Annotated in this window: 17 protein-coding genes and 3 pseudogenes; 12 read left to right on the top strand and 8 right to left on the bottom strand. The window is 69.3% G+C overall.

Annotated features, from left to right (window positions below; all coding sequences use genetic code 11):
• The first annotated feature begins 59 nt into the window (after positions 1-59).
• The 4 genes from ACZ7L1_RS26055 to ACZ7L1_RS26070 all read left to right on the top strand — a co-directional run bounded on the left by ACZ7L1_RS26055 (position 60) and on the right by ACZ7L1_RS26070 (position 4007).
• Positions 60-638: a carboxymuconolactone decarboxylase family protein gene (locus ACZ7L1_RS26055; protein ID WP_471440426.1), complete on the top strand. Its 579-nt coding sequence runs from the start codon at positions 60-62 to the stop codon at positions 636-638.
• A 463-nt stretch (positions 639-1101) separates the two neighbouring features.
• The gene (locus ACZ7L1_RS26060; RefSeq protein WP_471440427.1) at positions 1102-1896 is read left to right on the top strand and encodes a MerR family transcriptional regulator; all 795 of its coding nucleotides are present in this window, start codon (positions 1102-1104) and stop codon (positions 1894-1896) included.
• Positions 1893-3116, top strand: coding sequence for a glycosyltransferase (locus ACZ7L1_RS26065; RefSeq protein ID WP_471440428.1), 1224 nt, complete (start codon positions 1893-1895; stop codon positions 3114-3116). The genes ACZ7L1_RS26060 and ACZ7L1_RS26065 overlap by 4 nt, the downstream gene beginning before the upstream one ends.
• Positions 3117-3485: 369 nt before the next feature.
• Positions 3486-4007: a hypothetical protein gene (locus ACZ7L1_RS26070; protein ID WP_471440429.1), complete on the top strand. Its 522-nt coding sequence runs from the start codon at positions 3486-3488 to the stop codon at positions 4005-4007.
• Positions 4008-4436: 429 nt separating this feature from the next.
• On the opposite strand, the gene ACZ7L1_RS26075 is transcribed toward ACZ7L1_RS26070, so the two are convergent.
• The 3 genes from ACZ7L1_RS26075 to ACZ7L1_RS26085 all read right to left on the bottom strand — a co-directional run bounded on the left by ACZ7L1_RS26075 (position 4437) and on the right by ACZ7L1_RS26085 (position 6828).
• Complete coding sequence (locus tag ACZ7L1_RS26075) at positions 4437-5807, bottom strand: hypothetical protein (RefSeq protein WP_471440430.1); 1371 nt, start codon at positions 5805-5807, stop codon at positions 4437-4439.
• 146 nt (positions 5808-5953) lie between these two features.
• The gene (locus ACZ7L1_RS26080; protein ID WP_471440431.1) at positions 5954-6283 is read right to left on the bottom strand and encodes a hypothetical protein; all 330 of its coding nucleotides are present in this window, start codon (positions 6281-6283) and stop codon (positions 5954-5956) included.
• Positions 6280-6828, bottom strand: coding sequence for a peroxiredoxin-like family protein (locus tag ACZ7L1_RS26085; protein ID WP_471440432.1), 549 nt, complete (start codon positions 6826-6828; stop codon positions 6280-6282). The genes ACZ7L1_RS26080 and ACZ7L1_RS26085 overlap by 4 nt, the downstream gene beginning before the upstream one ends.
• Before the next feature lie 143 nt (positions 6829-6971).
• Between ACZ7L1_RS26085 and ACZ7L1_RS26090 the strand changes: the two genes are divergently transcribed.
• The 3 genes from ACZ7L1_RS26090 to ACZ7L1_RS26100 all read left to right on the top strand — a co-directional run bounded on the left by ACZ7L1_RS26090 (position 6972) and on the right by ACZ7L1_RS26100 (position 11180).
• Positions 6972-7607 (top strand): TetR/AcrR family transcriptional regulator, encoded by a 636-nt coding sequence (locus ACZ7L1_RS26090; protein ID WP_471440433.1) that lies wholly within the window; start codon positions 6972-6974, stop codon positions 7605-7607.
• A 37-nt stretch (positions 7608-7644) separates the two neighbouring features.
• Positions 7645-7944, top strand: coding sequence for a hypothetical protein (locus tag ACZ7L1_RS26095; RefSeq protein ID WP_471440434.1), 300 nt, complete (start codon positions 7645-7647; stop codon positions 7942-7944).
• Positions 7945-8273: 329 nt separating this feature from the next.
• Positions 8274-11180 carry a SpoIIE family protein phosphatase gene (locus tag ACZ7L1_RS26100; protein ID WP_471440435.1) on the top strand — a complete coding sequence of 969 codons (2907 nt, stop codon included), beginning with the start codon at positions 8274-8276 and terminating at the stop codon, positions 11178-11180.
• A 49-nt stretch (positions 11181-11229) separates the two neighbouring features.
• On the opposite strand, the pseudogene ACZ7L1_RS26105 reads toward ACZ7L1_RS26100, so the two are convergent.
• Positions 11230-11374: pseudogene (locus tag ACZ7L1_RS26105) on the bottom strand (IS5/IS1182 family transposase); the annotation flags it as partial.
• A gap of 405 nt (positions 11375-11779) precedes the next feature.
• Here ACZ7L1_RS26105 and ACZ7L1_RS26110 point away from each other — a divergent pair.
• Positions 11780-12106, top strand: a pseudogene (locus tag ACZ7L1_RS26110) (ATP-binding protein); the annotation flags it as partial.
• Here ACZ7L1_RS26110 and ACZ7L1_RS26115 read toward each other — a convergent pair.
• Positions 12028-12516 (bottom strand): L,D-transpeptidase, encoded by a 489-nt coding sequence (locus ACZ7L1_RS26115; protein WP_471440436.1) that lies wholly within the window; start codon positions 12514-12516, stop codon positions 12028-12030. The pseudogene ACZ7L1_RS26110 and the gene ACZ7L1_RS26115 overlap by 79 nt on opposite strands.
• 196 nt (positions 12517-12712) lie before the next feature.
• The gene (chvE, locus tag ACZ7L1_RS26120) at positions 12713-13804 is read right to left on the bottom strand and encodes a multiple monosaccharide ABC transporter substrate-binding protein (RefSeq protein WP_471440437.1); all 1092 of its coding nucleotides are present in this window, start codon (positions 13802-13804) and stop codon (positions 12713-12715) included.
• A gap of 1386 nt (positions 13805-15190) precedes the next feature.
• On the opposite strand from chvE, the gene ACZ7L1_RS26125 reads away from it, so the two are divergent.
• From ACZ7L1_RS26125 to ACZ7L1_RS26140, 4 genes are all read left to right on the top strand, one after another.
• The gene (locus ACZ7L1_RS26125; protein ID WP_471440438.1) at positions 15191-17098 is read left to right on the top strand and encodes a hypothetical protein; all 1908 of its coding nucleotides are present in this window, start codon (positions 15191-15193) and stop codon (positions 17096-17098) included.
• 518 nt (positions 17099-17616) lie between these two features.
• A complete protein-coding gene (locus ACZ7L1_RS26130) occupies positions 17617-19374 on the top strand; it encodes a hypothetical protein (protein ID WP_471440439.1) in 1758 nt (585 codons plus the stop codon).
• Between the two features lie 63 nt (positions 19375-19437).
• On the top strand, positions 19438-19866 hold the full coding sequence (locus ACZ7L1_RS26135; protein ID WP_471440440.1) for a hypothetical protein: 429 nt from the start codon (positions 19438-19440) through the stop codon (positions 19864-19866).
• Positions 19867-20350: 484 nt separating this feature from the next.
• Positions 20351-20572 carry a hypothetical protein gene (locus ACZ7L1_RS26140; RefSeq protein WP_471440441.1) on the top strand — a complete coding sequence of 74 codons (222 nt, stop codon included), beginning with the start codon at positions 20351-20353 and terminating at the stop codon, positions 20570-20572.
• A 391-nt stretch (positions 20573-20963) separates the two neighbouring features.
• Here ACZ7L1_RS26140 and ACZ7L1_RS26145 read toward each other — a convergent pair whose 3' ends face one another.
• Both ACZ7L1_RS26145 and ACZ7L1_RS26150 read right to left on the bottom strand, forming a co-directional pair.
• Positions 20964-23336, bottom strand: a complete 2373-nt coding sequence (locus ACZ7L1_RS26145) for an MFS transporter (protein ID WP_471440442.1) — start codon at positions 23334-23336, stop codon at positions 20964-20966.
• Positions 23337-23581: 245 nt separating this feature from the next.
• A pseudogene (locus ACZ7L1_RS26150) lies at positions 23582-23799 on the bottom strand (oxidoreductase); the annotation flags it as partial.
• Between the last annotated feature and the right edge of the window lie 323 nt (positions 23800-24122).

Genomic DNA, 24122 nt, shown 5'->3' on the forward strand with positions numbered 1-24122 from the left:
CATCCGCGCTTCCTGCAGGTCTTCATACAGACAGACAAATACATCTACCGGAGGACAGCATGACGCTGCGCGTTCCGAAGGCGGAGCTTCCCGCCGAACTCACCGAAAGCATGGTCAAGCAACTCGGTGCTGTACCCGAGCCCGTCGAGGTGGGGTGGCACAGCCCCGAGGTCGCCACGTCCAACTTGGAGTTCGGTGCCAAGGTGGGCGCGTGGGATGCGGCCGACGCGGCTCTCAAGTCGTTCGCGCACATGGCTGTCGCGGCACAGGTCGGCTGCAGCTGGTGCCTCGACGTCGGCTATTTCCAGGCGCAGAACGAGAACCTGGACCTTGCCAAGGCGAGCCAGGTGCCGCGCTGGCGGGAGTCGCAGGTGTTCACCCCGCTGGAGCGGGACGTCCTCGAGTACGCCGAGGCCATGACGAACACGCCGCCGACCGTCACCGACGAGCTGTACGCGAGTCTGCTCGACCGGCTCGGCCCGGCGGCGATGGTCGAACTCACCGCATACATCGCCTTCGTCAACATGGCGACCAGGAACAACAACGCGCACGGGGTCACGTCGCAGGGCTTCTCCGATGCCTGCGAGATTCCCCTGGCCAAGCGCCCGGAGAAGTCCGACGTGGCATCGACGGCATGACCGAGGACCCGTTCGTCGCCCATCGCAGCGCGCTGTTCACCGTCGCCGGTCCAACCAGCAGGTCGCGGCCGAGCGGTTCCTGGCCGCACCGTGCACAGGGCAGTCGGGGGCGTCGATGGAGGCCATGGCGCCCGACGCAGTCGTGATCCGATGGCGGCGGACTCGCCGCCGCCGCTCCGACTTCGATCCTCGGGCCTGAGAGGTCGCGGCGCTGCCCGCCCGCGGACCGGGCGAGCGGCCGCGACCACCGGCGTGCATCGAGGGCCGACCGGGCGCGCGAGCGCGAGCGCCAGGAGCAGGCACCTGGAGCTTCGGCGTCCCCGAGACCGCCTACCACCGCAGCGCGAGACCTGATCGGCGACGGTTTCCGAAGCCCGGAGCGGACCGCTGAGCTGGTTGACCCTCACCCCACGTCAGGCCGCACGGTGAGGCACAGCGAACGCACGGATGCACGGAGGAGCACATGAGCTGGTCGGTGGGACAGGTCTCCGGATTCGCCGGGGTCACGATCCGAACTCTGCACTACTACGACCTCTCCGGTCTGCTGTCGCCCAGTGAACGCAGCCCGGCCGGCTACCGGCTCTACAACGGCGCGGACCTCGCCAAGCTCCAGCAGATTCTCTTCTACCGGGAACTCGGCTTCCCGCTCGACGAGATCGCCGACATCCTGGCGGACTCGCAGGCCAACGCGCTGGACCACCTGCTCGCCCGGCGTGATGCCCTCACCGAGCACATCGCGCGGCTGCAGAAGCTGGTGGACGTCGCCGAACGGGCGATCGAGGTCCAGCGGACCGGGATCGACCTCACCCCGCAAGAGCGGTTCGAGGTTTTCGGGGACGTCGTCTTCGACCTCAGCTACGCCGCCGACGCCCACCTCAAGTGGGGCGAGCGGGAGGGCCACCAGGAGTCCCTGGCCCGCGCCGCCACGCACACCAAGGAGGACTGGCGGCAACTGATGGCGGAGGCCGCCGCGTGGCGCGCGCGATTGCTGGCCGCCTTCGACGAGGAGCTTCCGGCCGACCACCAGGCGGTGCTTGACCTCGCCGAGGAGCACCGGCAGCACATCACCCGCTGGTTCACGTCCTGCCCGCCCGAGATGCACTGCCGGATCGCCGACGACTACGAGGCGGACGCCCGGGCCTTCGCCCTCGTCGTGCCCCCGGCCGAGCAGCGCCCCGGCCTTGCGGGGTACCTTCGCAGCGCCATCGGCATCAACGCCGATCGGCGCACCGGGACGGGCCCGGAGGTGACGCGATGAGGATCCTCGTCATGGCCGCCGGCTCGTACGGCGACGTCGCCCCGTACACCGGGCTCGGCGCCCGCCTCCGTGACGCGGGGCACGAGGTCGCGCTGGCAGCGCCGGAGACCTTCCGCGAACTGGTGGGCTGCAGCGGCCTTGAGTTCCGTCCGCTGCCGGTCGACCCGCGCGGCGCACCGTCCGAGCCGAAGGCGGGGCGGTCGGCACTGCTGGCACGAGCCGCCGCCTTCATCGACCGGCTCGGCGACGGGCTCGCCGACGCGGCGGCGCCCGGCGCCGACCTGCTCCTGCTCGCCACCACGACCGCCCCGCTCGGTTGGCATCTGGTGGAGGCGATGGACGTACCGAGCCTCGGGGTCTACCTTCAACCCACCGTGCCGACCAGGGAGTTCCCGCCGATCCTCGGTCCGACCCGCTCGCTCGGCCGGCTCGGCAACCGGGCGGCGGGCGCGCTCGGCCAGCGCGTGGTGGACCGGCTGCACACGGGTGCCGCGCGGCGGCTGCGAGCGCGGCTGGGGTTGCCGGGGTGTTCCCAGACGGCCCGAAGGCGCGCACAGGAAAGGGCGAACTGGCCGGTCCTGCACGGGTTCAGTCCCACGCTGGTGCCGCGTCCGGCGGACTGGCGGGAGGGGTTGCGGGTGGTTGGCAACTGGTGGCCATACGTCGCGGCCGACTACCGACTCCCGGCGGAGGTCGAGGACTTCCTGCAGGCCGGGCCACCGCCGGTGTTCATCGGCTTCGGCAGCATGGCGGCGGGGCAGGGCGAGCGTCTTGGCGCCCTCGCGGTCGACGCGCTGGGGCGTGCGGGGGTGCGCGGTGTCCTGCAGTCGGGTTGGGCCGGGATGGCGGCCGACGGGGACGACGTGCTGACGGTTGGAGAGATCCCGCACTCACACCTCTTACCAAGCATGGCTGCGGTGGTCCACCACGCCGGTGCTGGTACTGCGGCTGCGGCGCTGCGGGCGGGTGTCCCGAGCGTCCCGGTCCCGGTGACGGCCGACCAACCGTTCTGGGCCGGGCGGCTCACCCGGGTGGGCGCGGCTACCGGCCCGATACCGTTCGCCGAGCTGACTGCTGCCCGGCTGGCTGACGCCATCCGTCACGCCGTGGAGAGCGGATCCCTGCGAGGGCGGGCGAAGGCGGCGTCCCGCGCGATGGCTGAGGAGGACGGCGCGGCGCGGGTCGTGGACGCTGTGGCCGCGCTGGAGGGCGTTCGCTAGGAAAGTCGTGGCGGTGGAGTGCCCGGGGCGCGTGCAGGCTCGCGCCCCGAAGGATCTGGGGCCGCTGGTGTTGCCCGCCCCGACCAAGCGGGAGCTGGTGTAGGCGGATGCCGCCGGAAGCAGGCTTTTGCCAGTGATCACGTTGTAATAGCGTGTTGATCTTGGAGGGCTTCGCGGCAGGTCAGAAGGCATTTCGTGCGGGCGGTCTCGCCGCTTGCGGCACAGGTTCGCCCAGCCACGACCGTCGGCCGGTGCTCCTTCCGGAGGCGAAAGGTCCTCGTAGCCCACCTGGTGCCGCCGTTAGCCCACCTGGTGCCGCCGTTAGCCCACCTGGTGCCGCCGTTATTGGGATGGCCCAAGCTGGCCCGCATGGATTGGTTGCCACTGCTCTCCACCCTGGCCGGGGCCACGATCGGCATCGTCGCCACTCTCATCGCGGATCGGAATCGGTGGAAGCGCGAGCATGTCAAAGAGGCTCTTCGGCTGCGGCTCGACATCTACACGCAGTACACGACCACCGTGAAGGTCCTCGGTGAGACCCTGCGGGCCTTGGCCGAGCGAGAGCACCCGTCCGACGACGAGCGGGTGCTTGCGCCGCGCGAAGCCTTTCGGGACTCAGGCATAGCCATCGCATCAGAACGGATGTGGCTCATCGCGCCCCAACCCGTCGTCCAGGCCTCCAACAGCGTGTTCCACTGCCTGCGAAGCATCTGCGACGGCTACGTCGACGGCACCGCTGTCAGTAGTCCGGAGGATCGCGCCCGCTGGGAGGCACGCGGGAAAGCAGCCGCCGAGATGCGCAAGCTCATGCGTGAAGATCTCGGCGTCGGCCCACTCACCGAACGCCACAACCCCTTTCTCAACGACTACAACCACCCCACAGCGCAGTGATCGTGACCGTTGCACCAACGTCATGAGATGACACAGACAGCCGCGTCCGGGAGCTCAACCAGCCGGTGATCACACGCGATCGTCCGCACACACCCGGAAAGACCGGAGCCCCGGACCAGTGGCGGCCCGGAGCTCTCGTTCGTCAGTCATGCGTTTGTGTCACCGCGGCCCCTGCCAACCACCGGCGGCTCCAAGCGACCGTGTGATGTGCCCAGCAGACCTCAGCGACCACCGTGTCCATGGTTCGCATCGAGGGATGGGTGAGTGTCTGACTGCGTGACAACGCCGAGGGCGAACAGTGACAGCCTTTCCGGCTCCTGGAGTCACAGCGGCCAGGTGAAGCTGAAGGCAGCCTGAGTTCACCGGAGAGGGAAAGGTGGCCGGGTTGCGCGGTCGCGCCGCCCGGCCACCTTGATGCACCTCCAGTCGTCAATTGACGGAGAAGTAGTAGTCGTAGAGGGCTAGTTGGATGCCGTCCTTGGTGGTTGCGTAGACCTCCAGATCGCAGAAGCCGCTCTCGCTCGGCGTCCAGTCGATCTGGGCCGCGCCCTGGCCGCCGGCCTTGACCGTGACGCTCGGACCCCAGTTGAAGGAGTAGGTGTAGCTCGCGACACCCTTCACCTTCGGTGAGAGGGTGAAGGTCCCGGGGACGCCCACACCACCGCTCGTCCCGTTCTCGGTGTAGACGTTCGAGGTTACGGTGGGCGTGGTGTCGACGTACCCGGTGCTCCACCAGTACGCGTCGCTGGTCCAGCCGTCCGCGCTCTTACTGGACACGAGGAAGAACGTTCCATACGGGTCGTTCAACGGGAGCGTCACCTCGGCGGTGCCGTTCGACGACGCCTTGACCTCGGTGGTCTGCTGGCCCTGCTCACCGAAGGTCTCCACGGAGTAGCTGACGACGGGGCTCGCCGCTTGCACGCCGGGGTCGGGCTTGAGCTTGAACGGCGTCGGTTTGTCGAATTGCGGCGACGGGACGAGCGAGGTGACCGTGGGCGCCGTCGACTTGACGAAGAAGGTGTAGCTCGTCACCTCGGACCTGTTGTAGGCCCGGTCCAGGCTCGCCACCCACAGGGTCATCGGGCCTGAGCCAGTCGGCGGGACCAGACTCACCGTGGCGGAACCGCCGAGGGTGTCGGCACGCGTGAAGTATTTGGAGTCCGAGTACGGGTCCACGAACTGCGGAATCCCGTAACTGCCGATGTTCGCGACGCCGGCGACGGGGAGGACCTGCTGCCAGGAGTACCCGAAGCCGGCGACGTCGCCGACGCCATTGGCACCGAAGGTGAACTGAACCGGTGCTCCACCCTGGTTGCGCTCGCCCTGCGGGTAGTTCGGCGAGGTGACGGTCGGCGTGTTCGACGGACGGGTGTTGTCGACCGTGACGTAGCACGGCGCCGACCACTCCGAGGCCGTGCCTCCAGCCACCGTCTGGGCCTGCCAGGCGTAGGTCTGCCCGTCGGCGAAGGCACCGGCCGGCAGGGTGGCCGTCGCCTCGAACCCGAGGGTGGCGTAGTCGCGGGAGACCACAGTCGTCCGGGTCGGGTCGCTGACCGGCCAGACCCGGAACTCCTCAGTGACGGAGATGTTGTCGGCGGCGTCGGTGTCACCCGGTATGCCCTCGACGTTCAGGCCGCTGCCGGTCCAGAGGTATGTCGGCTTGTCGGCGTCGGTCGAGCAGCTCTGGTAGTCGTTGAACAGCTCGGTGGGCGTCGTGGGCGTCCCGCTCGCCGCGACGGCGGGCGATGCGGCGACCAGCGCCAGAGCAATAGCTCCTAGAGAAGCAAGGGCGGCACTCAATCGTGTCCCCGAGGGCTTTCTCAAGTGAATCCCTCCCGAAGATGCCCGAGTACAGTGCCCCTATGAGCACTGGTTTACGGGCGCGGAGCGGATCATAGAGCCTGTTCCAACCTGGCTGCGGGCGGGTCGAGTTCGCAGCACCCGTTTCATCGTGGACGCGGCGCAGCCGCCCGTCCGGAACCGGCTCCCCGAACAGGTACATCTCGTTGCTCAAGCGACGCCCTTTCCGCATGGTGGAGTGCAAGGTGTACCGGGCCGCGACGCCGTCGCCGGCCACCAGGAGCGTCATGGACGTCCACGTCGAGGGCGATCGCGTTCTTCCGTGCAGGGCGGGCATGGGCGATCGCCCTGTCCCGGTCGAGGCGTATCCCGTCGTTGTGCCACTCGATGTCCGGGGTGTGGTAGCGGTCGATGACCGTGCCGGGGTCCTCGTTGCCCAGGCCCATCTGCGGGGTGGGCCGGGGGTCGTCGCTCATGACGCTCCTTCGGGACGGGGTCCTGATGACGGTGACGTCTGGGTTGCCAGTTCGAGCAGGTGGTCGACCGACCACTGGTCGTAGGCGTGTTCGCCGTACATGGCGGCAAGGATGCGGCCGTCGGGTGCGATCAGGAAGTCGGCGGGAAGGCCGAGCCGTCCGCCGTGCGGCCTGCGGGCCGGCGGACGCTCCCGCCCGCGGAGGATCGTCCACGTGCTGCGCAGGACGGCCCGGGCGGTCGGTGCCCAGGCCCGCGGGCTGAGCAACGCGCGAGGCGACGACTCCACCCCGAACTCGGCGTACAGGCGCTTGGTGGGGTCGGCTATGACGGCGAAGGGGAGGTCGGTCACGTGCTCCCGCAGTTCCTCTGCGGGCGAGTGGAAGACCACAATCTCGCGGATTCCCGCTTGAGCGATCTCCGCGTGTCGTCGCACCACCGATTGCAGGTGCAGGTTGCAGATGGGGCAGCCGGCGAACCGCCGGAACTGAAGATGTGTCAGCCGGTCGCCGTCGGGCACGGCGATCCGGGCGCCCGAAACGGCCATGAGGTCATGGGCACCGACAACGACACCCGGCCCCAAGGTTCCTCTCCGCGCGCGCCTCCGAGTCGTGTGCATGATCCCTCTCCCCTTTAGGCGTACACCATACGCTTACCAGCGTAGGCGTATGCCGTACGCTGTCAACCGTTATGCCTCGCCCCCGTTCACTCACCCCGGACCAGCTCGCCTCCTCCGCCCTCGCCGTGCTGGACCGCGACGGAGTCGCCGGCCTGTCGATGCGCGCGGTTGCCAAGGAACTACGCATGAGCACGATGGGGCTCTATCGCTACGTGGCCGACCGCGAGGCACTGGAACTGCTGGTCGTCGAGTCCGTGCTCGGAACCGTCGACACCGAGCCGCCGCCCTCGGACGCGCCATGGGAGGAGCGGATCGAGGTCCTGGTGCGGCGCCTGCGCGACACCGTCGTCGCGCATCCCGCCGTCGTGCCGCTGACGGTCACCCACCGGCACCGGTCCCGCGGGGTTCTGCGCTGGTCGGAAGCCGTACTCACCGTTCTCGCCGAGACGGGCTTCGACGGCGCACGACGCGTCATCGCGCTGCGGGCCCTCCTGAGCTACGTCATCGGGGCCATCCAGCTGGAGCACCTGGGACCTTTGGCGGGCGAGGGTACGGTCGCCATCTCCGCGCTGCCGCCGATCGAGTTCCCGCGCCCGGCCGAGACCGCACACCACGCACAGGACGTGAGGGCCGACCAAGAGTTCTTCGGCGGGCTCGCCGCGCTGATGCGCGGCCTGGGTAACGGCAACGGCCCTCAGCAGCCGTGACGTACGCGGTGAACTCGTCCGGCGTGGCCAGGCGACAGTGGCAGTCTCGGATGCTCAGCAGCAGGTTGACGAGCTGCTGGTAGACCGCGTTGCCGGTCTGGTTGATCAGCGGCTCGGCCAGGCGCAGGCAGACGCCGAGCGCGCCGGCGGGACGGTCGGCACATGCCTGGTCGGCGAGGCCGAGCCACTGCCGGTCGTGGGCTCCGGTTTGGGTGGCGGACTGCCATGCGGCGTCACCATCCTTTTCGTCGAGCTGTTCCCCGATCCATGTGCCCCCAATGGACTCGATCCCGCCGATTCAGCCGTTCAACGAGCTGACGGGATGCCTCCCTGCTGAGCCGCGAGTAAGGCCTCAGTGGTAACGAAGGGTGAGCTCACGCCACATGCGGTTGATCGGATACGAAGGGTTCCCCAGGAGAGACGAAATCACCTGAGTTAATCCGATTAGGATGTGTTTGGTGCATGTAGATCGCTGCAGTCGCATCCGATCACATGCGGCCCAGCGGGTAGCCGAGCGGTGAGCGGAGGCGACAGTCGGCAGTGGTGAATACCAGAGGCGACCATGCGGACGGCACCGGCCCGTCCGCACCCCACGTCCCCCATCCGCTGGACCCGCCCGAGGGCCTGCGGACCATACAGACCGAACGGCCCTTGGAGCGACACCGCATGCGAATGCGGCTGCTCGACGCCGTGGACGAGGACCGGCGCGACGTCGAAGTGCTGCTGACCGCGCTCCAGCAGGCGGTGGCCGAGGTGCACGGCCTGGGTGGCATGGTGCATCTCCCGGGCGGCGGCATGAGTGGCATCCTCTACCTGGTCGCCGAGAGCGGCCTGCCGGAGTCGATGACCCGGCCCTGGCTGATCATCCCGGCACGGGGCGCGGCGCCGCCGAGCCGAGCCGCCCGGAACGACACCATCTCCTGGCAGCCCGACCTGACCCCGCCTGACCCGGTGCCGGGCCGGGACCCCGCCGCCCTGTGGCCTTCCCGACTTCCCGCCGGCATCGGTCACCTGGCCGTGCCCATTCCAGGCGGTGGCCGACGACGCGGCGCTCTCTCCGTCCTCGTCGCCCCGGGCGCCGAGCCCAGCGCTGCGGAGCGCGCGTTTCTGAACGAGGTGGCGACCTGGATGTCCGGGAGACTCAGGTCCTCCGGGATCCTGAATCCGTCCCCCACCCTGCTGCGCGCCCTGGAGAACGGGCCAGGCCCGCGTGAGGCAGCCCCGTGGGACGGGGACGGGGCGCCCTCCCTCACGTACACCTGGGACCTGCGCACCGGCGAGCTGACCTCCGCCCCGCCCGTCGAGGAGGTGCTGGCCGGCATCGATCCGGAGGTGATGAGGGGCGGCATCGAGGCGTGGGCAGCGCTGATCCACCCGGACGACCTGCCAGCGGCGGTGGCCGGCTTCGACACGGGCATCCAGCTGCGCGGCGGCTTCCAGGACGAGTACCGGGTCCGGCGCCAGGACGGCACATACCTCTGGATCGAGGCCCGTGCCCGGACGATCACGGACGAGGACGGAACGCCGGTGAAGGTGATCGGCACCCTCCGGGACAGCAGCGAAACGCACGCCGCCGCCGAGTCGGTGGGGCGGGCGCTGCGGCACATGAGCGACGGCTTCGTCTCCCTGGACACGGACTGGCGCATCGGATATCTCAATCAGGCCGCCGAGCGGCTCTTCGGCGCCGCGGGAGACGTGGCCGGATCCCTGCTTTGGAACATTCCCGCAGTACGTGCCGTGCCGGGGCTGGAGCAACGGTGCCGGGCCACGGCGGCCGAGGGCCGGCCGGCCGGATTCGACGTACCGGGGCCGGACGGGACGTCCTGGTACCACCTGCGGCTGGTGCCGGTGCCGGAAGGCCTCACGCTCTACATCACCGACACCACCGAGCGGCATCTGCGGGAGGTCGAGCGGGCCGCCGCGGAGCGGGCGGCCGCGGAGCGGGCGGCCCTGGTGCAGCGGATCACCCGGGAACTGGCCGAGGCCGTCACGGCTCAGGATGTGATGGCGGCAGTGGCCGACAGCGTGATGACACCCCTCGGGGCCACCGGACTCATCATGCTCGGCGTGGTCGGCGACCGGCTGACCGTGGTCGGCTCCCGAGGCCATACGGAGCGCTTCACCCGACTGCTGGACGGGCAGTGGACAGTGAAGGACACCACGAACCCGGTGGGGGATGCCCTGCGCACCCGCACGCCCCTGTGCATCTCCTCCCCGGAGGAGTTCCTGAAGCGCTACCCGGGGGCCGAGGTCCTGATCCGGGAGGGCGGCAAGCAGGCGTGGGCCTTTCTGCCGCTGGCGGTGTCGGGACGCGGGATCGGCGCGGTGGTGATCTGCTTCGGCCGACCGCGGGTGCTGGACGATGACGAACGAACGCTGCTGACCGCGCTCAGCGGACTGATCGCGCAGGCCCTGGAGCGGGCCGGGCTCTACGACGAGGCGACGACCCGGGCCCGTACCCTCCAGCGCAGCCTGCTGCCGCAGGCACTGCCCCAGTTGCCCGAGGTGACGGCGGCGGCGCGCTACCAGTCGGCCAAGCAGGGAGCCGACGTCGGCGGCGACTGGTACGACGTCATCCCGCTCTCCGCGGCCCGGGTGGCGCTCGTGATCGGCGACGTCATGGGCCACGGCATGGCCGAGGCAGCCACCATGGGCAGGCTCCGCACGGCCGTCCGCACCCTCTCGGAACTGGAGCTTCCGCCCGATGAAATCCTCGGTCACCTCAACGACATCGTCGGCGAGCTGGGCACCGATGCGTTCGCAACCTGCCTGTACGGCATATATGACCCGGTGACCCGGCATCTGTCGTACGCCAGCGCCGGTCAGCCGCCCCCGGCGGTGGCCCACCCCGACGGCACCGTCAGCTTCCTGTCCATGACCCCGGACCCGCCGCTGGGAGTGGCCGCTCCGCCCTTCGAAACCCTCGAGACCCCACTGCCCGCCGACAGCCTGCTCGCCCTGTACAGCGACGGCCTGGTCGAGAGCAAGGACAGGGATGTCACCACCGGCATGAGCCGCCTCGCCGAGCTCCTCCTTCAGTCCGTGAACGCCATACCGACCTCACCTGCGGACGCGTCCGGCCTTGACGCCCTCTGCGCCGCCCTCACCTCCGCTCTCCTCCCCGCCCAGGGCGCGCTGATGGACGACGCCGCCCTGTTGCTGGCCCGCACCCACCCACTGGACGCGGAGAACGTCGCCGAGTGGCCGTTGCCGGAGGACCCGGTGGCAGCGGGCCAGGCCCGCGACCTGGTGCGCGCCCAGCTCGCCGACTGGGACCTGGCCGACGAGGATCTGCTCATGACCACCGAACTCGTGGTCAGCGAGCTGGTCGGGAACGTCGTCCGGCATGCCTGCGGACCCATCCGGCTGCGCATGCTCCGCAGCCGCACACTGGTCTGCGAGGTCTCCGACGCCAGCCTGACCACGCCGCACATACGCCACACCTCCGCCACCGACGAGGGCGGCCGCGGCCTACAGCTCATCTCCGCACTCTGCCAGCGCTGGGGCACCCGCCACACCCGCACCGGCAAGTCCATATGGACCGAACAACTCCTCCCCACCGCCTCGGCCTGATCTTCACCCTCACGGTCACCGTTCGCCCGTTCCCCCGGATAAGCGCCCGACGCGAACACCGTGTCCGGCCGTCGCCGCGGCCCGCCGACGCCCCCGGCCACGGCCGGGATCTCGTCCAGCAGCGGCAGCGACTGGGTGACGTGGTGGCGGTTGCCGCCGGTCAGCGACACCGCGAGCGGGATGCCCTGCCCGTCACAGCCGCCTCCGGCATCCGTTCCTGGTTCGAGCCGATCGAGCATCGGGACCAGAAGAGCCGCTGGTTCGCGCTCCGGCAAGCGTCTCTCTGTGCCCTGGTCCATGTGCCCCGCCAGGGACTCACATCGGCTACGTGCCAGGCGCCCACCGGTTCAGCTGGACCACCGTCCGAACGACGCAGGGCCAGCGAAGCACCCGACGTCCACACATGTGCCGGGGGCACGCTGGGCGGGGGTGCGAGTCTGCACCGGCCGAGCCGCACCCGCCGGTCGAAACGAGGGCCGGGCTCCCGCGGGGCAACCCACGGGCGCCTGCGAGGACAGCCGGCACCTACTGAGGGGCACCGGCCCAACCGCCTGGCTCCGACGAGCCCCGGGGCGTCCTGATGCAGGGACCGGGAGCTGCCCATCCGCCTGCGCCTGCTGCGCAGCAGCTCCCTGACCTGCGAGGTCCACGACAGCAGCCTCAGCACCCCGCGCATCCGCCACGCCGCCTACACGGACGAGGGCGGCCGCGGCCTGCAACTCGTCGCCGCCCTCTCAAGACGCCGGGGCGCCCGTTACCTCCGCGACGGCAAATGCATCTGGACCGAGCAAAGACATCCCTGTCCCGAGTCAGAATCCCGGTCAGGAGTGTTGACCACGCCGGGGCGTCAGGGACCGCTCGGGCCGCCGGCGAAGCCGCCGGTGTTCTTGACGATCACTGTGTCGCCGGCCCGGCTGAAATCGTAGAAGCGGTGGGCGTCCGCCGTGCTCAGGTGGATGCAGCCGTGGGAGGTGTCGGCCCGGCCGATGGCGTGGTCCCAGGGCGCCGCGTGGACGAACACGCCGGAACTGGTCAGGCGCACAGCCCAGTGGACCGTGAGGACGTAGTAGTTGGGATTGCGCGGATTGCACGTGATGTGCGCGCTGCACGAGGTCATCGTGATGACCGCGTCCCTGCCCAGTACGCGGAAGGTTCCGGACGGCGTACGGAAGCCGGGCTTTCCGAAGCCCGCGGTGAAGGTCATCACCGTCCGGCCGTGATCCGTGACGGTCATCCGGTGGGTCGCCGCGTCGATCGTCGAAACGTGGCCCGCGGATCCCGCCCGGGCGGGATCGGCGCCAAGCGTCAGGATGGCGGCCAGGGAACCGGCCAGCACGAGCCGGAGGGCGTCACGAAGGTGTGGGCGTGGGACTTGGCGTTGGAGGGCCACTTCTGATCACCGCCGTTCTCTACACAAACCAGAATATTCCGACCATCCTCTCCTCATCGCGGCCGCTTCGTCCCGTCTCGCCGGGGCGCATTCGTCTGGCGATCGCGCTCGGGGCGAGAGGGATGCCGCCATCGTCGTGCCGCTACTTGAGCTCGGCGGCGGTGTAGAAGCCGCTCAGGACCAGAACAAGGTTGTAGTTGGTCTTGTCCACGCTCGTCGGCTGCAGCAAGTAGGCGGGCACCGTCTTGACACCGTTGTTGTAGCCATATCTGCTGTTCACCTGCGGCGGCTTGTTGTTGAGTATGTCGACGACCATGTTCGAGGCGGCCTGGGCGAGCTGGCGGACGTCCTTGTAAACGGTCTGCGACTGCTGACCCGCGATGATTGACCTCACCGAGGGCAGCTCGGCGTCCTGACCGGTGATGACCGGGAGGGGCTTGCTGCCGGAGCCGTAGCCGTCCGACTTCAGCGCGGACAGGACGCCGATGGAGATGCCGTCGTACGGCGACAGGACCGCGTCGATCTTGCTGCTCCTGTACGACTTGGCGAGGATGCCGTTCATGCGCTTCCGCGCGGTGGACCCGTCCCAGCGCAGGGTGGTGACCTGGCTGAGCGCGGTCTGGCCGGACTGGACGACCAACTGCTTGCTGTCCAGGTATGGCTGCAGGAGGTGCATCGCGCCGTCGAAGAAGTATTTGGTGTTGTTGTCGTCGGGGGAGCCGGCGAACAGCTCGATGTTGAACGGGCCCTTGCCGTGCTCCAGGCCGAGCTTGTCGATGATGTAGAGGGCCTGGAGCCGGCCGACCTGGTCGTTGTCGAAGGAGACGTAGTAGTCGACGTTCTTGGTGCCGAGGATGAGCCGGTCGTAGGAGATCACCGGGATGTGCGCGTCGGCGGCCTGTTGGAGCACGCCGTTCAGCGACTTGTTGTCGATGGCCGCGATGATCAGTGCATCGACGCCCTGCTTGATCAGGTTCTGGATCTGTGAGACCTGGGTTTCCGGGTCGTTCTCGCCGTAGACCAGCTTGGTCTTGTACCCCTGGGCCTGTAGGTCCTGGACCACGCTCTTGCCGTCGGTGATCCACCGCTCGGAGGACTGGGTCGGCATGGCGATGCCGATGGTGCCGCCCTTGGAGCTGCCCTCGCTGTTCTGGCCGGAGCCGCAGGCGGTCAAGGTGAGGGCGAGGGAGGCGGCTCCGGCGATGGCAGCGAGGGCGGCTCTTCGGTCGTGCATGGTGATCGTTCCTTGTTCTTCTCGTCGTTGAGAGCATGACGGCGTATCAGGTTTCGGCGGGGGAACCTATGGAGCGGGGCCGGGCAGCCGGCGAGCAGGTCGAGAGCGCGTCGATCGCGTCGTGCCCGCTTCCGGGCGATGTCCAGGTTCAGGTTCCGCAGGGGGGTGCTGCACGGGTGGGTCCCCCGGGCGCCTTGGACAGACCGGACTTCAGCGTCGGTGCGGTCCGTCATCCGGACCTCGCCGAGTCTCGTGATCCCTTTGCCGATACGCACCTGTACGTGCGTCAGGCTGCACCACAGCGCACCAGGCCACGTGTGTACTGATTTCAGCGATACACAGGACACTCGCCTTCAACCGTTCGAAATATCGCCAGTTGTTCGGAATGTTGGCGTGACCCTAAGAGGGGGTGTGCGGGGTGTCAACGGGGCGAACAGGAACGGTTATGGAAAGGTGTTGGAGATCGCTCGCGGTCTCCGACAGAACTTTGGGACGGCGCCTCGTACTCCAGCCGGGCTTCTGCATTTCGCTGGTCAACGGCCTGGGCGGTGGGGGTCGTAACGGGGCAGGGCGTCTGCGGGACGGGCCCCGGAGAAGCCGTTCCGCGAACCCACCGCGAGAAAGTGGGTGCCGTTGCGACGGCGTCTCATGGCGCCCCCAGGTCGGAGAGCGGATCAGGCCGGAGCTGGGACGCGGCCGTACGGCAATGCGTTCCCGCCCCAGCGGACGTCCACGCCGCGGGACGAGCGATACAGGGTGCCCCGTGTGGCGATACAGGGAAAGCCCTCTGTTTTTACTGTGAGTTGACCGTCCTCCGTAAATTCTCGGTTGCTTCGAGCCGTCCAGGCTCCTTCTCTCTTGTTGTGTGACATGTCCGGTGCAAGCATCCCGGATTGCGAACACGCGCTCCATCGGCGTGAACGTCCTTCTCCGCCTCACATGCCGGGTGAACTCCGGCTGCTAGAAAGGATGTTCAGTGTCCCGATCCAGGCACAGACGCGGCCGGATAGCCGCGCTCACCGCGATGCTGACCGCTGTTCCCGCACTCTGGCTCTCCGCGCCGGCCGCCCAGGCCGCCCCCGACGCCGCCGCCCCGGTCGCCCACCACTCGGCCGACACCGGTCCCGCCGTCCGGCACCACACCTCCCCCACCCTGCGCTCCAGACCGCGTCCGTCACCGCCCCACTCAGCTGCACGCTCACCCTGATCAGCCATGACGGCAACTACACGGGTGACGCCACGTACACCCGCTGCGACGACGTGACCCTGTCCTGATCCACGCAGGGCCAGGGACCTGTTCCTGAAACGTCGTCCCCGGGGCGGACCGCCGGCCGTGCGTCGGCGGTGCCCCCGATCCCACCCCCATCACCGACAAGGGGTCTCCTCATGTCGCGCACCGCTTTCCGCAGATCCGTGGCGACCGCCACCACCGCCCTTCTGTCCTTAGGCGGCCTCCTCCTCGCTTCGCACCCGGCGCTGGCCGACGTCTCCAACGGAGGCTTCGAGTCCGGGAGTCTGACCGGTTGGACCACGTCCGGCACCACGTCGGTGGTCAGCTCCGGGGCGCACACGGGTACCTACGCCGCCCGGGTCGGCGGCACCTCCCCCACCAACGGCGACTCGTCCATCGCCCAGACCTTCACCGCTCCCACCGGCAGCACACAACTGTCCTTCTGGTACAGCGTGACCTGCCCGGACACGGTGACGTACGACTGGGCCACCGCGACCCTGGCGGACACCACGGCCGGCACCACGACGACGGTGCTGGCGAAGACGTGCACCAATGGCCAGGGCTGGAAGCAGGTCTCCTCGGCGGTGACCGCCGGGCACAGCTACAAGCTCACCCTGGTCAGCCACGACGACAACTACGCCGGCGACGCGACCTACTCGCTCTACGACGACGTCGCCTTCACCACCACCGCCCCGCCGCCGGGGCTGACCCAGGTCAGTACCGACCCGTTCACCAACACCTCCAGCCAGCACGCCACCGAGCTGGAGCCCGACACCTTCGCGTACGGCAACACGATCGTCGCCTCCTCCCAGGTCGGCCGGTTCACCGACGGTGGCGCCTCCGACATCGGCTGGAACACCTCCACCGACGGCGGCACCACCTGGCAGCACGGCATGCTGCCCGGCATCACCACCTACCAGGGCGGCGGCAGCTGGGCCCGCGTGTCCGACCCTGCCGTCGCGTACGACGCCAAGCACGGTACCTGGATGGTCGCCGGGCTGGTCATCGACTCCAACGTCAACGGAGCGGGCGTGACGGTCAGCCGCTCGACGAACGGCACCAGCTGGCAGAACCCCGTCATGGCGGTCGGCAACGACGGCCAGGGCTACGACAAGGAATGGATCGTCTGCGACGACACCGCCTCCAGCCCCTACTACGGCACCTGCTACGTCGAGGTCGACATCACGTCCTCCGGCAACGCCGTGGTGATGAGCAGGTCGACCGACGGCGGCGCCACATGGTCGGCACCGGTCGCCCCGTCCGGCGGCCCCAGCGGCCTGGGCGGCCAGCCCCTGGTGCAGCCCAACGGCACGGTCGTGGTCCCCTACTCCGCCAACGGCAGCGCCGTCCGTGCCTTCAACTCCACCAACGGCGGCACCAGCTGGTCCTCCAGCACACTGATCGCCAACGTCTCCAGCCACGGCGTGGCCGGGAACCTGCGTGACGGTGAAGGGCTGCCGTCCGCGGAGATCGACGGATCCGGCAAGATCTACGTCGCCTGGCAGGACTGCCGCTTCCGCTCCGGCTGCCCGGCCAACGACATCGTGTACGCGACCTCCACCAACGGCACCAGCTGGTCCGCCGTGACCCGGGTCCCGATCGACGCCACCACCAGCGGCGCCGACCACTTCATCCCCGGCATCGGCATCGACCCCACCACCTCCGGCACGACAGCGAAGATCGGCCTCTACTACTACTTCTACCCGACCGCCAACTGCACCGCCTCCACCTGCCAACTGAAGGTCGGCTACATCTCCTCCGCCAACGGCGGCAGCACCTGGAGCAGCCCGACCACCGTCGCGGGCCCCATGTCCCTCTCCCAGATCGCAACCTCCACCCAGGGCAGCATGGTCGGCGACTACCTCTCCACCTCCGTGATCGGCGGCAAGGCGGTCTCCACCTTCGCCGTCGGCAAGGCCCCGAGCAATGGCCAAGCGTTCGACGAGGCCCTCTACACCGCCGGGCCCCTCGCTGTAACAGGCGGCAGCACCGCCTCCACCACCCGCGGTGCCGCCACCGTCTCCACACCGCACACGACCAGGCCCCTGCCGACCCGCCGCTGAGGCACCGGCACCGCCACGTGGGGTGCGTTCCGGCGCCCTCCGGAACGCACCCCACGTCTGATGCAGCAAATGCATCCTCATCCTGTCCAGGCCGGACCACGGGAACCGAGCCGCAGCCCAGGACGTCACGGAGGCGTGCGGTGGCGTAAGGGGGCAGTTGTGGCGGTGGAGCATGGCAGACGCGGCACGGGGCATGGGTCGACCTGGCATTGGTTCGGTGCCGTTCTGGTGGGTCAGCGCGTCGATTGTGGCGTCTCGACGATCGGCCCGGTCGCGGCCGTCGCAGTGGACTGCGGGAGCAAAAAGTTGATCAAGGATCATCGGTGTCGTCCTGGACGCCGCTAGGCTCGGCCCGCTCTGCGGCTCCATGCCGCAGCATCGGGGGAAGGCGGCCGGGCGCGCCGGTCGGACGCATGCCGTCCTGGAATACGCCGCGCGCACTACTGGACGTACGCGCTGACCCCGTGGCAAGCACAGGCACTCCACGCGGACGGGCCCGCCCCGGAAAGAAGACACCTGTGAATCGCATCGCGCACAGACGCGGCTGGCTCGCGTTTCTCCTGGCCGGCGCGTTCGTGGCAGCGCTCCCGGCGGCAGCGGTCGCTGACGAGACCCCCATCGACCCGGCACTGCCGACGCCCGCCGTGCCGGCAGGCACAGACTGCGGCAGCGACAGCAGCCCGGCCTGGCGTGTCCCCTCCGTCGGCACCCCCGAGGGCATGACCGTCTCCATAGGCATACCGCGGTCCACGGTGGACGGAGTGACCAATCAGGGAGTCGTCCACGCGTGGGACGTGGACGGCTCGCAGACAGCGGACGGGTCCGTCGCCTGGACGCCGGCGACCTACCAATCCGTGTACGTCCCGCTGCCATTGACGGACGGGCACACCTACGCCTGGCACGCGTCCACGTACAACGGAACGGCCTACTCGGAGGCGACCGAGCCCTGCTACTTCAGGACGGACGCAAGCCGGCCCGTCACCCCGGTCGTCACCAACCCGGACTTCCCGCCGGCAGGCGGCCCGGGGACGCCCACGAAGGCTGCCGGGCAGCCCTCCACATTCAGCTTCAGTTCCAGCGACCCCCTGCCCTCCGGATGCACCCGGGCGGGAGCTCCCGACTGCCAGTCCAGCGGCTTGGACCACTTCGAGTACGCCTGGGACCAGGAGCCCGGCATCGGAGCCGCCAGGGTTCCAGCGGACGCACAGGGCAAGGGCGGTGTGACGGCCGCACTGACCTGGGGAACCCACACCCTCTACGTCGTCGGGGTTGATGCCGCAGGGAACGAGTCGCAGCCGTCGGCTGCGTACACGTTCTACGTTCCGTGGCAGCTGCCGCCCCCGAACCCCACCACCCTCGACCTCACCGCCCCGGCGACAGCGGCCCGAGCGGCACAACTGACCGTGGCCGGCCGGCTGTCGGCAGCTCCGTACCCCTCTGGTGAGGTAGTCCACGCAGTCAAGAGCGACCTGGCCCACCCCGCCGGTGTGGCACTGCCGGATGCGGTGCTCGCCGCCGACGGCACCTTCCGCATCACCGATGTCCCGCAGACCGGGGGAGCCGACACCTACACCGTGACCTACCCGGGTGACTCCACCCACCAGAGCGTCACCGCATCCACGACCGTCCAGGTCTCCCGCAGCGCCACTGCGGTATCCATGGCCACCGACGCTCCTTCGTACGCGTACGGTGCGACCGTCAAGGCCACCGCCCACCTCGGCACGACCTACAACGGCCGGACCCTCGCAATCTACGCCCAGCCCTACGGCGGCAAGAAGACGCTGATCAGGACCGGCACGGTGGACAGCCACGGCAACCTGGCCGCGATCTACAAGATCACCCGAAAGACCGTGTTCACCGCAGCATTCGCCGGAGACTACCGTTACGCCCCAGCCACCGCGACCAGGACCGCGTCCAGTTACGCACAGGTATCCGAGTCACTGAGCGGCTACTACGGGAGCACCCACTACGGCAGCATCTTCTACCGGGTCTACCACCGCACCGCCAAAGCCACACTGAATGCCACGGTCGCCCCCAACAAGGCCGGCCAGTGCGTGCAGTTCCAGACCCAGCGGTACTACGGCGGCATCTGGCACCCGCAGAGCACCTCCTCATGCCGCACGCTCAGCACCAAGAGCACCGCCAACGCGACACTGAGCCTGACCATGACGGTCAACAGCAAGTTCCGTGTACGGGCCGAGTACGTCCACAACAGCAAGGACACCGACAACCTCAGCACATGGGGTGCCTGGCTGTACTTCACCGTCAGGCGGTGAGAAGCCGCGCCTGAGCCTCGCTCGACGGTGTTTGCCGTTGACGCGAGCGGCAACGCGAAGTCCATGAGTCAATCGAACAGCGGCACGAATCAAGATTCCGTATCCAGGCGGAGTTCATCTGCCAAGGCCCGGCGGGCCACGGCGAAGGCGACTGCTTCCGCGTCGCAGGCGGCAGACAAGGCGGCCGAGAAGTCCGATGACGTGGCATCAGCGGCCGTGGACGCGGCCGAGCGTGGGGCCGGGACGGGCACCGCGGTTGTGCACAGCGCGGCCGAGCGTGTCCAAGCCGGCCGCCAGGCTGTCATCGCCGCCTCGGGACAGGCCGTGGCCTTCGCCAAGACGGCTTGGACGTTGATCGCCCATCGAAAGCTCCTCGCTGCCGGTGTGGGTGCGGGATTGTCGGCGTTGGGTGCCACGTCATACCTGGCGGGTCGCCGTGCGGGACGCCGCACGCACGGTCCGATCACCCGTCTGACCGGCGGGCGGATCTGAGGCGAGGGGCGAGCCTCGTCACTTCGCGGCGGGGCTGCCCAATCGGCCGGAGTCTTACCGGTTGAGGTGATCAGGCAGCCGACGGATACCGGCAGGCCACGGATACCGACAGGGCCGGTCCCCGAGCCCGTTTCCACGCTCGTGAGTACGAGGGGGCAGCGTTGTCACGGGGCGGCCCTCGCGGCTTGTTCCGGTCGACGGCACAAGCCGGTAGTGCTGCTGAGGCCGGTGGGAGTGGCCGGATCCTACGCGCGCCTGATCGGTCGGCGCACTCGCTGTCGTGGCCGACTGTCATCGGCTGAGGTTCGTGCCGCAACCGTGCCGGACGCGGCGGTCAGCCACCGTCAGCGAAGGGGACCTGCGGTCGAATTTCGCCGCACTATTGGTCTCGAAGCCCCAGGTCAGCGGCATGAGGTGGTGGCTCTCGCCCGGATCTGTGCCGACGGCCACAGCGAACGGTGGACAGGTGGGGTCATACTGAGCCATGACAAAGCGTGCTGCACAGAAGCGTCATTTGCCTACCAGCCCCTTCAAGGCCCCGGTCATGCCGGCTCCCAAGCACTTCGCCATGGGCGACCAGGTCACCCATGACGTCTACGGCCTCGGCCGGGTGATCGGCATCGAGGACGGGATCGCGGCGCTCGTGGATTTCGGCTCGGCCCAAATGCGGATCTTGAGCCCGTACGCCAAGATGACCAAGTTGTAGGACCGCTGTGCCCGGTCAGGGCGCACCAGGCCCCTTCAGGGGGCCTGTCACGAAAGAGAGACCTCTCATCGAGCCGACGCCGCTCTTCTCCGCCCTGGACGGGCGACCCCGCTGCTCCACCGCAGCGTCGCCGCCTCCGACGACGAACCCCTTCCGGGCCCCTGACTTCGGGCCGGACGAGACCTTGCTGCCCGAGGACCCACACGAGCCCGCCTCGGGCATGCGTGCGGTGCGCCCCACGGCAGCTCAGCTCCACGAATGACGGTGGCTGCGGCAACTGGCCGCGGGCCGTCTCCGATACTGCGATGAGGAATGCGGCCGTGGCCGCGCGTGCGGCCGGCCCGGACCGCCCCGTCGGACGGTCCGGCCGGCGGCCGCCGTTGCCGGACCCCTACGCCTCCTCGTGCCCCAGCAGCACGTCCACCTGCTGGCGCCCGCTCCCGTCGATCTTCACCGGCGTGACCACGGGCGGGTAGCCGCTGGCGACCACCGTGTACTCCTCGCCGGAGAGATCGGTGAAGGCGTACGTGCCGTCCGGGCCGGTGGAGCGGACCGCGACGACGTTGCCCTCCGCGTCCAGCAGGGTGACCCGGGCGTCCTCCACCGTGCGGCCGTCCCGGGTGCGTATCGTGCCGCGCACGTCGGCGGCGGCGCGGAGTTCGATGTCGTGGTGGATGCCCTCGGTCGTGACCGTCACCAGGGAGGCTGCCGGGCGGCGGCCCGCGGCGGTGATCGTGACCGCGTAGTCGCCGGGAAGGAGGTCGGCGATCCGGTAGGTGCCGTCGGTTCCCGTCGTCGTCGAGGACGCCACGGCGCCACGCTCGTCGGTGACCACGACCAGGGCTCCGGACAACGCCTCTGCGCCCGTGTCGCGCACCGTGCCGGACAGTGTGCCCGTGCCGGCGGGCATCACCAGGTCGTAGGCGATCGGTGCGCCGTTCAGGGACAGCGTGGCGACCTGCGGCTGGTGTCCGGCCGCCGAACCGATGAGCACCAGGCTCCCGCGTGCGGAGGTGTCCACGGCGTACGAGCCGTCCTCGTGTGAGGTGGCCCGGGCGACCTGGCGGCCCGTCGGGTCCAGCACGGTGATCGCGGCGCGTGCCAGTGGTGTGCCCGCCCCGTCCCGCACCTGGCCGCGGATCACTCCCGGACCGTCGATTTCGATGTCCGGACCGTCGACTTCGATGTCCGGTTCGATGTCCGGACGGTCGGTGTCCCGGCCGCCGGTGTCCCCTGCGGTGGCGACGGCCAGGGGCTCGGGGGTGGCCGGGGCGGCAGGCGTGTCCGCGGCCGGCTGAGGCGTCGCCTTGCGGCGGAAGAGCAGCACCGTCACCAGCACCGCGAAGGCGAAGAAGCCGGCCGACCACCAGTACGCGGTGGAGTAGCTGTGCAGCGCGGCGTTCGCCTTGACCAGCGGGTCGGTCATGTGGTGCTTCGCGTAGTCCGTCGCGGCGCCGGTGGCCAGCGTGTTGAGCAGCGCGGTGCTGACCGAACCGCCCACCTGCTGCGTGGTGTTGACGGCCGCCGAGGCCACGCCCTGGTCGCTCGCCTGGACGCCGAGGGTCGCGTAGCTCATCGCCGCGGGCATCGACAGGCCGAGACCCGCGCCCATCAGCAGCAGGGGCGGCAGCACATGCGCGGCGTAGCCGCTGTGCAGGCCGAGGCGGGTCAGCCAGACCATGCCGCCCGCGGCCAGCAGCATGCCGATGGGCACGATCACCTTGGGGCCGATCTTCGGCACGAACACGTTGGTGGACAGCTGCGCCATCACCATCAGCGCGCCCACCATCGGCAGGAAGGCCACGCCGTTCTTGACCGGCGAGTAGCCCAGCGTCGCCTGCAGGTAGTAGGTGAGGAAGAGGAAGACGCCGAACATGCCGGCGGACGAGATGAGAACGGTGGACAGGGCGGCGCCGCGGTTGCGGTCCGCCAGCACCCGCAACGGCAGCAGGGGGTGCTTCGCCCGGGTCTGCCAGAGGAAGAACGCCAGCAGCAGGACGCCGCCCGCGGCCAGGAAGCCCCAGGTCATCCAGTTGCTCCAGTCGTGCGTCTCCGCGTTGGCGAAGCCGTAGACGACGCCGAAGAGGCCGCCGGAGACCAGGATCACGCCCGGGATGTCCAGCCGGGGGCGCTGGGCCGGGACCGAGCGGCTGATGAAGACGATGGCGCCGATCAGCGCGAAGACCGCGATGACGTCGTTGACGTACAGCGTCCAGCGCCAGTTCAGGTATTCGGTCAGCAGGCCGCCGAGGACCAGGCCGACGGCGGCGCCGGAACCGGCGATGGCGCCGAAGACGCCGAACGCCCTCGCGCGTTCCTTGGTGTCCGTGAAGGTCGTGGTCAGCAGGGAGAGCGCGGCCGGAGCCAGCAGGGCGCCGAACAGGCCCTGGACGGCGCGCGCGACGACGAGCATGGTGAAGCCGTTCGCGGCGCCGCCGAGTGCGGAGGCCGCCGCGAAGCCGACCACGCCGATGATGAAGGTGGTCTTGCGGCCGAACAGGTCGGCGAGCCGGCCGCCGAGCAGCAGCAGGCTGCCGAAGGCGAGCGAGTAGGCGGTGACGATCCACTGCCGTCCGTTGTTGTCGAAGCCCAGGTCCTGCTGGGCGGACGGCAGTGCGATGTTCACGATCGTGGCGTCGAGCACCACCATGAGTTGGGCGAGGGCGATCACGCCCAGCGCCCACCATCGGTGTTTCGGCTCGGCATGGTGGTGGGTTCGGCCGGAATCTGTGGCCGGGACGGCTTCGGTCTGGATGAATTCCATGCGATCCCTCTTGCGGGGCTCAAGGGCTTCGGGTGGCTCAGTGCCTTCTACCTCGAGGCGGAGGAGGACGACGGTGTCCGTCCAGCGCTCGGGATACGGGGTGTGGGCGTCGGTTCGTTCGATGTTCGGCCGGTGTGGGGGCGCTTCGGCGAGAAGGCAGGGGCCCTCTGTCCGAAACGGTTTCGTACACCGTCCCGAGAGTAGGGAACCTCGCAGCGAAACGCAAACGTTTCGATCGTCGCCCGTTAGGCGCCTCGGGCCCCGGTGTAGCCGAGCTGGCGCCTCATGTAGGGGTCGGGAGGGTCTTGGCCTTGGCCAGGGTGCTGGTGCGGCTGCCGAGGACGGCGGTCTCGCCGCCCGGCACGGGCATCACGGTCACTCCGGCGGCCGGGCCGAACGGCACGATGAGCGGGGTGCGGCGGATCGGCCGGTAGAAGCGGGGCTCCTTGCGGTGCCTGCCGGAACCCTGCGGAAGCGATGGTGTGGGCGGGCACCGCTCGGCGGGGCCCGTTCCGGGTTCAAGGAAGCGTCGGCGAGCCGCTGTCCGGGCCGTTGCCCCGGAAAGGTTCACCGGCTCGCGACGCCCGGCACGGCACCTCGCCGCGCTGTCGCACCGCCCCAGTACATCCGGTACGCGGGCGACGCTCCGCCGTGCGATGCACCGCACCGGACGCCGCGAGCTTTACTGCAAACCTTTCCGGCCACAGCACTAGTAGGACTCCGTTACGTCTGTCTGCGTGCCGTGTTCAGGGGCATGAGGACTGTGTGGACGCACATGAAGTCAAT

This window comes from Streptomyces sp. NPDC107546 (assembly GCF_055639175.1).